Below are 10,122 nucleotides of genomic sequence, written 5' to 3' on the forward strand. Positions count from 1 at the left end.
GCAAATTCCGGGGATTTGACGCCGCAAAAGGCGGCAAGGTTCAAATCGGGGGCGGATTCGGCGGGACTTGTCGGGATGCGACGGCAGGGTGGACCGTGGCGACAAGACGGCTTCGTAGCCCGGATGGAGCGAAGCGTAATCCGGGGTTGTCGCCTGATGGCGCGGTGGCCCCGGATTGCGCTGCGCTCCATCCGGGCTACCGGACCTACTTCTTCGCGGGCGCCTGCGGCTGGGACGGCGGCACGGTCTCGATCAGCTTGCCGGAAAACACCGGGGCCGAAGTCGGCTGGCCGTTGGGCGAGCCGCCGGCCTGCTCGACCGTGACCGCGTAGGTCGCGCCGTTGACGACCTCGGAATCATAGGAGGCGAGCAGCGGACGCGCGGTGAATTCGCCCGCGCCGATCACACCGAGCGAGCGCGGGCGCGGCAGCTTGTCGGAGATCAGCCAGAGCTCGAAGCTCTTGCCGGGCTCCGGCGTCGCGCCGACCTTGCGCACGGTAAAGTTCTTGGTCGCGCCGTCGATGGTGAGGATGAAGGCGGGGCCGCCGCCCTGGCCCTGCAGCAGCGCGACATATTGCGCGGCGGCGGTGAGCGGCGCGGCCGGCGTCTTCACTTCGACCGTCTGGATGCGCGGCGCCGGACGTAAAGCTCCCGGCAGCGCGTCGGGCAGGAAGATCTGAAGCGACAGAGTCACCAGCAGCGCAGCCGCGAGCGCGCCGACCGCGGATGCGATCGAGCGCCAGCGCTTCACGCGGCCCTCGAGACGGATCACGTTGGTGTCGTCGGCGATGGACACCTGCGGCGTCCGCACGACCTCGGGATCGGGCGCATGGACCTGCGGCATGAACACCGGCGCGATGTCGGGTATCGCATCGGATCCGGAGCGCACCGGCTCGGGCTGCTCTGCTTCGGGAGGCTGCGGCTCCGGTTGCGATACCTGCTCCAGCGGCGCTTCCGGCGGCGCGGCTTCGACGGGCGGGACTGGCGGCGGTACGACGTCGGCCAGGACAGGCGGCTGCTGCGCAAGCGCCGTGCGCGCGATCTCGGACCTGATGTTCTCCCACACGATCGGACGCGGCTCGACCGAGCCGACCATCTGGTTGAGGGCGCCGAGCCGATAGGCCCAGGCCTGCACGATGTCGGCGAACGCCGGGTCCACCGCCATCATGGTCTCGACCTGCGCGCGCTCATCGGCATCGAGCGTACCGAGCGCATATTCCGCGGCGAGCGCGATATGGTCCTCCGAGTAGGCCATCACATGCAGTCCAGAACCACCCTCACAGTATAAACCCTCATAGTCCGAGGCACTCCCGGATATCCAACATGCTGCGCCGGAGCCACGTCTTCACCGTGTTGACGGGAGCGGCGAATTTCTCCGCCAATTGCTCGCGGCTCCAGCCGTTGTAATAGGCGAGAAGCACGAGCCGCTGACGGTCCGGCTCGAGCCGGCCGACGCATTCCAGCAGCCGCTTCAACTCCTCGGTCATCTCCCGGCGCGCCAGCGGATCGGGGCTGTCGGCCGCGACCTCCATCGCCTGAGGCTCTTCCTCGATGGAGATTTCCGTCTTCTTGCGCACGATGTCGATCGCACGGTTGCGCGCAATCGAGGCCATCCACGTGATCGGCGACGACAGCGCCGGATTGAACCCGCCGGCACTGTTCCAGATCTTGACATAGGTCTCCTGAATGACCTCCTCTGCGAGATCCTGTCGACGCAAGATACGGAGCACGACGCCATAGAGTTTCGCGCGCGTGGCGGCGTAGAGGCGCTCGAACGCCGTCTGATCGCCCTTCGCCACCGCCTCGATCAACCCGACCAGCTCTGCTGGCGTCAGCATTCAGCCCCCCAACCTTCCTCCCTCTCTCCGCCTGCGGGGTCGGGACGAGCTACGCTCGCCCTGAGAGGGTCGGGGTGAGGGGGAGTCTCCGCAAGGGAGGTTGCAGACGGACTCGCGGAGAGTCCCCCTCACCCGGATCGCGCCGGACGATGCTACGCATCGCCGGGGCAATCCGACCTCTCCCCTTAAAGCGGGGCGAGGTAATCCATCCACCACCATAGCGCGTGGCCAAGCCGTCCACCAAGGGGTGCGGCGCCACACTGTGGATAGCACATGCGAAAACCCGGACCTTGCGGGTCCGGGTTCGGCAAAATTCTCGGCGGTTTGGCCGCTGGCTGTGTCTTTAGGCGACGGCGCCGATGCGGGCGCGCATCAGGCCGATGCTGTCGAGGTCGGCCTGCTCGCGGGCATTTTCCTCGGCGCGCTCGCGGGCCTGGTCGCGCTCGTCCAGCAGCTCGACCTTCTTGAGCTCCTCGAAGGCCTCGGCCAGCGCGGCCTTGGCTTCGTCGAGCTGGCCCTTGAGCTCGTCGGCCGAGCGGGTCAGGTTCTCGCGGCGCTGAATGGCGGCCTTGGCATAGGTCGGATAGGCGAAGTGCGAGGGATCGTTGATCCCGGCACGCTCCTGCTCGGTCGAGATCTCGCGTTCAAGATCGGTCGACATCCGCTGGAAGTCGGCGATCATGGTCTCGATCTGGGTGACCCGGCGGCGCTTCTCGTCGACCTGAAACTTCTTCAGGCGGATGAGGGTATCTCGTGACTTCATCGACTCATACTCCCCAGAAGTCCCCTCGCTGCACGTGGGACGTCACCGGTCTCCCCACAGGCCCGACTGGGGCCGAGACCGGCTCTGCTACTCTGTGGGATGGGATGATGACGGGACAAAGTTAGCGTTCCGTTTCCAAATTACCGAGGATTTGCGCCAATTGGCGATAGCCGTCCGCCAGAGACGCATTTTCGTCCTTGCGCTGGCGCAGGAACGCCTCGAGCGGTTCGTGCAGGCGGATCGCCTCGTCGACCTCGGGGCTGGAGCCGGCCCGGTAGGCGCCGAGCCGGATCAATTCCTCCATGTCGGCATAGGTCGCCATCACCGCCCGCGCCTTCTGGATGACGGGCCAGAACTGCGGGTCGGCCGATTTCGGCATGGTGCGGGAGACGGATTTGAGGATGTTGATGGCGGGGTAGCGGCCGCGCTCGGCAATCGAGCGCTGCATCACGATGTGGCCGTCGAGGATGCCGCGGACGGCGTCCGCGATCGGCTCGTTATGGTCGTCGCCGTCGACCAGCACCGTGAAGATCGCGGTGATGGCGCCCTCCCCCAGGCCCGGTCCGGCGCGCTCCAGAAGTTTCGGCAGCTCGGTGAAGACGGTCGGCGTGTAGCCCTTGGCCGTCGGCGGCTCGCCGGCGGACAGGCCGATCTCGCGCTGGGCCATGGCAAAGCGCGTCACCGAGTCCATCAGGCAGAGCACGTCCTGATCCTCGTCGCGGAAATATTCGGCGACCGCGAGCGTCAGATACGCCGCCTGGCGGCGCATCAGCGCCGGCTCGTCGGAGGTTGCGACCACCACGACCGAACGGGCGAGGCCCTCCTCGCCGAGGTCGTCCTGCAGAAATTCCTGAACCTCGCGGCCGCGTTCGCCGATCAGCCCGATGACGCTGACCGCGGCATCGACGTTGCGCGCGAGCATCGACAACAGCACCGATTTGCCGACGCCGGACCCTGCGAAGATGCCCATGCGCTGGCCGCGGCAGCAGGTGAGGAAGGTGTTCATCGCGCGCACGCCGAGATCGAGCGGGGCGCCGACACGCTTGCGCGAATGCGCGGGGGGCGGCGCATTGCGGAACGGCATCGGCGAGGCGCCCTGCGGCAGCGGTCCCTTGCCGTCGATTGGCTCGCCCAGCGCGTTGACGACGCGGCCGAGCCAGGCCGACGACGGCCGTACCAGATTGGCGGCATTGGCGATGACGGCCTTGCAGCCGCGGCGCACGCCGTCGAGGCCGGCGAACGGCATCACGACAGCATTGTTGCCGGAGAAGCCGATCACCTCGCAGGGAATCGAACGGTTGGCACCAGTCTCGATCACGAGCCGCGCGCCGACCGACATCGCATGAATAGGGCCGGCCACCTCGACCATCAGGCCGCGGACACCGACGACGCGACCATAAATATTGATGCCGTCGATGTCGCCGATCTGTTCGGCAAGCGCCTTCATCGCGGAGCCTCCATTAAGGACCGCGCCTTGGTCATCCCCAGGGGTCGCCCCTGCGATCCCCGGGACTTCACGGTGAAAACCTTAAGTTTCGCCATATTTCTGAACGGCGCTTAACTTCGTGTTTACCCGCATCATTAATCATTGCGTCACTGTCTTTGTGACTGAGCGTGACTCCCCTTCAGAAGAAGGCTGAGTCGCGGGAGTCGGTTAGGCCCGTCTCTTAAAGTGGAACTTGAACGGAGCTGGGCGACGAAAGCTGCTTCACGCGCAAGACCTTAGGGCGATTCGACAAAAATTGCACCCGGGGGACTTGCGTTCCAGAATCAGAGTTTGTTAACCATCTGTTGTCAGGATCCGAATCAGTTGTTCAAAGGCGTTTTGTTGAGTGCCGCGAATGCGGCCGACCTGACGCCCAGGAGCGGCGACTATGGGGAACTGGCATGCGCGTTTTGCTGATTGAAGATGACAGCGCCGTCGCGCAGTCGATCGAGCTGATGCTGAAGTCTGAGAGCTTCAACGTCTACACGACCGATTTGGGGGAAGAAGGCGTCGATCTCGGTAAATTATACGATTACGACATTATCCTTCTCGACCTCAACCTGCCCGACATGTCCGGCTACGACGTGCTCAAGCAGCTTCGGGTCTCCAAGATCAAGACACCGATCCTGATCCTCTCCGGCCTCGCCGGCATCGAGGACAAGGTCAAGGGTCTCGGCGTCGGCGCCGACGACTACATGACCAAGCCCTTCCATAAAGACGAGCTGGTGGCCCGCATCCACGCGATCGTGCGCCGCTCCAAGGGTCACGCCCAGTCGGTCATCCAGACCGGCGACCTCGTCGTCAACCTCGACACCAAGACGGTGGAAGTCGGCGGCCAGCGCGTGCATCTGACCGGCAAGGAATATCAGATGCTGGAGCTGCTTTCGCTCCGCAAGGGCACGACCCTGACCAAGGAAATGTTCCTCAACCATCTCTATGGCGGCATGGACGAGCCCGAGCTGAAGATCATCGACGTCTTCATCTGCAAGCTCCGCAAGAAGCTGGCCAACGCTTCCGAGGGACGCAACTTCATCGAGACCGTGTGGGGCCGCGGCTACGTGCTGCGCGAGCCGCACGAGCACGAAGAGCGCATTCCCGCCTGATCTCTGGGTTTACGTCGCGAGCCCCTTTCGGGCTCGCTCCTCCCAGCCTGGACCCCGCCGCAAATGGCGGGGTTTTGTTTTTTGGGGATGCCAAGGCGGGTTAAAGGCGGCTTCATCGCCCTCCTGCCATTGAACCGCTATCCTTCCCCCGCCGACGAATGGTCGCTGCACGATGGGGGAACGATGATCCTGCAATCACTGGCCGGCCTGCCCGCCTTCCTGGTCTATTTCTGCACCGGGCTGATCGCGATCGTCGCGTATCTGTTCGTCTATACCCGCATCACCGCGCATAACGAGTTCCAGCTGATCCGCGACAACGAGCCGGCCGCGGCGATCGCGCTCGGCCTCAGCCTACTCGGCTTCGTGGCGCCGCTGGTCAGCGCCATCGCGCATTCGGCCAATGTGCTGGACTGCCTGATCTGGGCGATGATCGCGCTGATCGTGCAGATCATCGTGTTCTTTCTCGTGAGAGTGCCGGTGCCGAAGCTGTCGGAGCGGATCGCCGCCGGCGAGCTTGCGCCCGCGATCTGGCTCGGGCTGTCCTCGCTCGCCGCGGGCCTGCTCAACGCCGCCAGCATGATCTATTGAGATGGCCGACAAACCGCCCAACAAGCAGTTCGGCAAGCGCCGGCCACGCCTGCCACAGTCATTGCCGTTGCCGGCCAAAGAGCCGGTGAAGCGCTCCGGCCATGTCGCGCTGCTGGTGATGGGTACGCTCGCAGTCGGCACCACTGCCTACACGATGATGCCGCGGCAGAATTGCGAGCCCGCACCCGGCGCGGTCCCGGGACAGACGACCACGACCTGCACAAGCAGCAGTGGCAGCAGCTCGTCGGGCGGCAGCAGCTCGCGCTGGTCGTCACGGTCGAGCTTCTTCAGCAGCGATTCCTCGAGCCATTCCTCATCGAGCACTTCGTCCGATTCCGGCCACAGCAGCGTCAGCCGCGGCGGCTTCGGCTCGTTCGGGCATGGCTTCTCGGGCGGCGGTTAGCGCATGATCCGGAAAAGTGGCCACCGGTTTTCCGGCAAGATCATGCGCAGGAAATGACATGCAGCGCATTACCTGTCTCGAGCGCGACGACTGGCGGGAAACCGCGGCGCAATGCGGCTTCGTCTTCCACACCATCGACGGCGAACGCTATTGGGACGAGCGCGCTTATTACGGCTTCACGCTCGACGAGATCGAGCGCGGCATCGAGACGCCGACCGCCGAGATCGAGGCGATGTGCCTGGAGCTCGCCGGCCGCGTCATCCGGGATGAGCGCTCGCTGCGGCGCCTGCAGATTCCGGAAGCGTTCTGGAGCCTGATCGCCGAAAGCTGGCAGCGCGACGACCGCAGCCTCTACGGCCGGCTCGATTTGAAATTCGACGGCAAGTCGCCGGCAAAACTGCTCGAATACAACGCGGACACGCCGACCTCGATCTTCGAGGCCGCGGTGTTTCAATGGACCTGGCTCGAGCAGGCGATCGAGCGCCGCATCGTCCCTGTTCGCGCCGATCAGTTCAATTCCATCCATGAGCGCTTGATCGCGGCGTGGAAGGAGATCGCCGCGGGCCGTCACGTCCATCTCACCGGCACCACCGACAATTCGGAAGACGCTGGCACGCTCGCTTATCTCGAGGACACCGCGCGCCAGGCCGGCCTCTCGACCAGGTTGCTCGACATCGAAGAGGTCGGCTGGCGCGATGAGCCTGGCGGCTTCGTCGATCTCGACGAGAACGACATCGCGCTCGCCTTCAAGCTCTATCCCTGGGAATGGATGTTCCACGATTCCTTCGGCGCGAAGCTGAAGGACGCAGCCACGCGCTGGATCGAGCCGCCGTGGAAGGCGGTGCTCTCCAACAAGGGCATTTTGCCGCTGCTGTGGGAGATGTTTCCGAACCATCCCCATCTGCTGCCGGCGTTCTTCGAGGACGACGCGCGAGCAGCAGAGCTCGGAACATCCTACGTGCGCAAGCCGCTGCTGTCGCGCGAAGGCGCCAACGTCACGATCGTGTCCGGCGGCGTATCGCTCGACGAGCAGGAAGGTCCCTACGGCGCCGAAGGTTTTGTGCGCCAGGCGCTCTCGCCGCTGCCGAATTTTTCAGGCTTTTATCCGGTGATCGGAAGCTGGCTGGTGAACCACGAGCCGTGCGGCCTGTCGATCCGCGAGGACGAGAGCCCGATCACCGGCAACCGCTCGCGGTTTCTGCCGCATGCGATTTTGTGATTTGTCATTCCGGGGCGCGACTTAGTCGCGAGCCCGGAATGACAGAGAGAGATCACCGCGCCGCGGCAACCTTCAAAGACGGCGGCATCAATCCGCCCATGGGGCGGCCGGAGCGCGCGGGGTTGAGCTGGTAGAGGCCGCGGCGCTCGGTGATCGGACGGAACGCATCGGTGATACCGACGACGGATTCGGCGGCGCCCAGCAGCAACGTGCCGTCGGCCTCCAGGCCCTTCGCCATCCGCTCGAAGATCACCGCCTTGGTGTCCTGGTCGAAATAGATCAGCACGTTGCGGCAGAAGATCACGTCGAAGGTGCCGAGATGAGAGAAATCCTGCAGCAGATTGAGCTGGCGGAACTGCACCATCGCGCGAATGTCGGCATTGAGCTGCCAGGTCTCGCCGGCTTGCGTAAAGTACTTCATCAGGTGCTGGATCGGCAGGCCGCGCTGCACCTCGAACTGGCTGTAGATGCCGGCCTTGGATTTCTCCAGCACCTCCTGCGACAGATCGGTGGCGACGATCTCGATGCGCCAGCCGGCCAACGCTGCGCCCATCTCCTTCACGCACATCGCGATCGAATAGGGCTCCTGCCCCGTCGATGACGCCGCCGACCAGATGCGAAGCGACTTGCGCGCCGCGCGCGCCTTGATCAGGCCCGGCAGGATGGTGTCGCGTAAATGATCGAAGGGGATCTTGTCGCGGTAGAAGAAGGTCTCGTTGGTGGTCATCGCTTCGACCACGTCGGTGGCAAGCCGGCCGTCGCCGTTCCTGATCTTCAGCACGAGATCGGGAATGCCTGATAGACTCGCCTTGCGCGCCAGCGGCAAGAGCCGGCTCTCGACCAGATATTGCTTGTCGGGCGAGAGATCGAGGCCGGAGCGCTCTTTCAGGAACTTGCGCAGATAGTCGTAGTCAACCGGCGTCACGCGCGATCTCCCGCGAACAGGCGGTTGACCTTGGCGCCGATCTGGTTGAGCGGCAGGATCGCCGCGCAGATGCCGGCATTGGCCGCCGCGCCCGGCATGCCCCAGACCACGCTGGAGGCTTCGTCCTGCGCGATGACGCTGCCGCCGGCCGCAACGATATCCTTGCCGCCGCGCATGCCGTCCGAGCCCATGCCGGTCAGGATCACGGAGAGGATGCTGCCGTGCCAGATGTCGATGGCGGAGGTGAAGAGCGGATCGACCGCGGGCTTGCAGAAATTGACGGCGGGGCCGTCGTCGAGTGCGATCACGGTGTCCGCACCGCTGCGCGCCACGCGCATGTGCTTGCCGCCGGGCGCGAGATAAATCCGTCCCGGCTTCACCGGCTCGCCGTCGACCGCCTCGGCTGCCGGCTTACGGCTCGAACGCGCCAGATGCTCGGCAAGGATGGTGGTGAAGGTCGGCGGCATGTGCTGGGTGATCAGCACCGGGAAGCGGTCGATCACCGGGCCGAGCTCGGTGACGAGCGCCATCAGCGCCTGCGGACCGCCGGTCGAGGAGCCGATGAGCAGCACCTTGGGGGTCTGAGTGGAGAACGGGCGCATGGTGAGCGCCCCCGACGCAGCAGGCACCGCCGGAGCGGGCGCTATGGGCCGCGCAACAGGACTACGCGGGGCCGGAGCCGGGCTCGCTGGCGCCAGCGGCGGGCTTGCGACCGCGGCCTTGCGACGCAGCCGCGCACCGAGATGGCGGATCTTCTGGATCAGGTCGTGATGAAAGATGTCCGCAGCCGACGCCTCGCGCGTCGATTCCGGCTTCGGAATGTAATCGGCGGCGCCGAGCGACAGCGCCTTGAAGCTGATCTCCGCGTTACGGCGGGTCAGCGTCGAAGCCATGATGATGACGAGATCGCGCTTCTTCGCCAGCAGTTGCGGCAGCGCCGAGATGCCGTCGAGCTCGGGCATTTCGATGTCGAGCACGGCAACGTCAGGATTGATGCGTTCGATCTGGTTGACCGCCTCGAGTCCGGTGCGCAGCGAGGCAGCGACCTCCATGTCGTGCTCGGCACCGATCCAGCGCGAGATCAGACCGCGGATGACGACGGAGTCGTCGACGATCATCACCCGCAGCGGCCCCGCTTCGCGCGAGCCGGTCGTAGCCGAATTACCTGCGAACGCAACACTCATTACTCACCAACTCAGACTGAAAGGGTACAGTTGAAAACAAGCGCCGAAGCATCCCTTCGGCCTCCGGCCGATCGCTCAGATAAGGCCGACTTCCTGGAATTTCGCCGTCACAATGTCCTTGTCGAACGGCTTCATGATGTACTCGTTGGCGCCGGCATGCAGCGCGCGCGCGATATGCGCGACGTCGTTCTCGGTGGTGCAGAACACGACCTTGGGCTGATCGCCGCCGGGCATGCGCCTGAGATGGCCGAGGAACTCGTAGCCATCCATCACTGGCATGTTCCAGTCGAGCAGCACCGCATCGGGCAAGCCGCGCTTGCAAGCCTCCAGCGCCTTCTCACCGTCCTCGGCTTCGAGGATCTGGAAGTCGAGGCCCTCCAGGATCCGGCGCGCAACCTTGCGGATGACGCTGGAATCATCAACGACGAGACAAGTTCGCATCTGAACCTCTGCTTCCTCCCCCTTTGCGGGGGGCACTTCCAATTACTGGCACGTCGGCGGCGAGCCGCCGTATCAGGCCGCCATCATTTCCGGCGCGAGCTCGAGGACGCGATCGACGTCGAGGACGACCATGAGCTGGCCGTCGAGGCGATGGACACCGCCGGCGAGCTTG

Annotated in this window: 11 protein-coding genes and 1 pseudogene; 4 read left to right on the forward strand and 8 right to left on the reverse strand. The window is 64.8% G+C overall.

Features of this window, described 5'->3' with window-relative positions; translation table 11 throughout:
* Window positions 1-205 precede the first annotated feature (205 nt).
* The 4 genes from RAD10_RS24015 to fliI form a co-directional block, all read right to left on the reverse strand.
* Window positions 206-1,255: an anti-sigma factor gene (locus tag RAD10_RS24015; protein ID WP_461619497.1), complete on the reverse strand. Its 1,050-nt coding sequence runs from the start codon at window positions 1,253-1,255 to the stop codon at window positions 206-208.
* A gap of 37 nt (window positions 1,256-1,292) precedes the next feature.
* A complete protein-coding gene (locus tag RAD10_RS24020; RefSeq protein ID WP_461619498.1) occupies window positions 1,293-1,838 on the reverse strand; it encodes a sigma-70 family RNA polymerase sigma factor in 546 nt (181 codons plus the stop codon).
* 343 nt (window positions 1,839-2,181) lie between these two features.
* Entirely contained in the window at window positions 2,182-2,601 is a 420-nt protein-coding gene (gene fliJ, locus RAD10_RS24025) for a flagellar export protein FliJ (RefSeq protein ID WP_254116553.1), read from the reverse strand.
* Between the two features lie 121 nt (window positions 2,602-2,722).
* Window positions 2,723-4,048: a flagellar protein export ATPase FliI gene (gene fliI, locus RAD10_RS24030; protein WP_038972090.1), complete on the reverse strand. Its 1,326-nt coding sequence runs from the start codon at window positions 4,046-4,048 to the stop codon at window positions 2,723-2,725.
* 440 nt (window positions 4,049-4,488) lie between these two features.
* Between fliI and ctrA the strand changes: the two genes are divergently transcribed.
* From ctrA to RAD10_RS24050, 4 genes are all read left to right on the forward strand, one after another.
* Window positions 4,489-5,190 carry a response regulator transcription factor CtrA gene (gene ctrA / locus RAD10_RS24035; protein ID WP_008138878.1) on the forward strand — a complete coding sequence of 234 codons (702 nt, stop codon included), beginning with the start codon at window positions 4,489-4,491 and terminating at the stop codon, window positions 5,188-5,190.
* A gap of 183 nt (window positions 5,191-5,373) precedes the next feature.
* Entirely contained in the window at window positions 5,374-5,778 is a 405-nt protein-coding gene (locus RAD10_RS24040) for a DUF350 domain-containing protein (RefSeq protein ID WP_091956373.1), read from the forward strand.
* A gap of 1 nt (window position 5,779) precedes the next feature.
* Window positions 5,780-6,181, forward strand: coding sequence for a hypothetical protein (locus tag RAD10_RS24045; RefSeq protein WP_461619499.1), 402 nt, complete (start codon window positions 5,780-5,782; stop codon window positions 6,179-6,181).
* A gap of 58 nt (window positions 6,182-6,239) precedes the next feature.
* The gene (locus tag RAD10_RS24050) at window positions 6,240-7,400 is read left to right on the forward strand and encodes a glutathionylspermidine synthase family protein (RefSeq protein ID WP_461619500.1); all 1,161 of its coding nucleotides are present in this window, start codon (window positions 6,240-6,242) and stop codon (window positions 7,398-7,400) included.
* Window positions 7,401-7,452: 52 nt separating this feature from the next.
* Here RAD10_RS24050 and RAD10_RS24055 read toward each other — a convergent pair whose 3' ends face one another.
* The 4 genes and pseudogenes from RAD10_RS24055 to RAD10_RS24070 form a co-directional block, all read right to left on the reverse strand.
* Complete coding sequence (locus RAD10_RS24055; RefSeq protein WP_461619501.1) at window positions 7,453-8,325, reverse strand: CheR family methyltransferase; 873 nt, start codon at window positions 8,323-8,325, stop codon at window positions 7,453-7,455.
* Window positions 8,322-9,509 carry a protein-glutamate methylesterase/protein-glutamine glutaminase gene (locus RAD10_RS24060; RefSeq protein WP_461619502.1) on the reverse strand — a complete coding sequence of 396 codons (1,188 nt, stop codon included), beginning with the start codon at window positions 9,507-9,509 and terminating at the stop codon, window positions 8,322-8,324. The genes RAD10_RS24055 and RAD10_RS24060 overlap by 4 nt, the downstream gene beginning before the upstream one ends.
* Window positions 9,510-9,584: 75 nt before the next feature.
* Entirely contained in the window at window positions 9,585-9,950 is a 366-nt protein-coding gene (locus RAD10_RS24065) for a response regulator (protein ID WP_007600538.1), read from the reverse strand.
* 72 nt (window positions 9,951-10,022) lie between these two features.
* A pseudogene (locus tag RAD10_RS24070) lies at window positions 10,023-10,122 on the reverse strand (chemotaxis protein CheW); the annotation flags it as partial.

The organism is Bradyrhizobium sp. 23AC (assembly GCF_054863025.1).

Excerpts from the sequence above, each read along its gene's own strand:
- RAD10_RS24020 (WP_461619498.1), bottom strand. The coding sequence starts at position 1,838 with ATGCTGACGCCAGCAGAGCTGGTCGGGTTGATCGAGGCGGTGGCGAAG.
- RAD10_RS24065 (WP_007600538.1), bottom strand. The coding sequence starts at position 9,950 with ATGCGAACTTGTCTCGTCGTTGATGATTCCAGCGTCATCCGCAAGGTT.
- fliI (WP_038972090.1), bottom strand. The coding sequence starts at position 4,048 with ATGAAGGCGCTTGCCGAACAGATCGGCGACATCGACGGCATCAATATT.
- RAD10_RS24045 (WP_461619499.1), top strand. The coding sequence starts at position 5,780 with ATGGCCGACAAACCGCCCAACAAGCAGTTCGGCAAGCGCCGGCCACGC.
- RAD10_RS24050 (WP_461619500.1), top strand. The coding sequence starts at position 6,240 with ATGCAGCGCATTACCTGTCTCGAGCGCGACGACTGGCGGGAAACCGCG.
- RAD10_RS24060 (WP_461619502.1), bottom strand. The coding sequence starts at position 9,509 with ATGAGTGTTGCGTTCGCAGGTAATTCGGCTACGACCGGCTCGCGCGAA.
- fliJ (WP_254116553.1), bottom strand. The coding sequence starts at position 2,601 with ATGAAGTCACGAGATACCCTCATCCGCCTGAAGAAGTTTCAGGTCGAC.
- RAD10_RS24015 (WP_461619497.1), bottom strand. The coding sequence starts at position 1,255 with ATGGCCTACTCGGAGGACCATATCGCGCTCGCCGCGGAATATGCGCTC.
- RAD10_RS24040 (WP_091956373.1), top strand. The coding sequence starts at position 5,374 with ATGATCCTGCAATCACTGGCCGGCCTGCCCGCCTTCCTGGTCTATTTC.
- ctrA (WP_008138878.1), top strand. The coding sequence starts at position 4,489 with ATGCGCGTTTTGCTGATTGAAGATGACAGCGCCGTCGCGCAGTCGATC.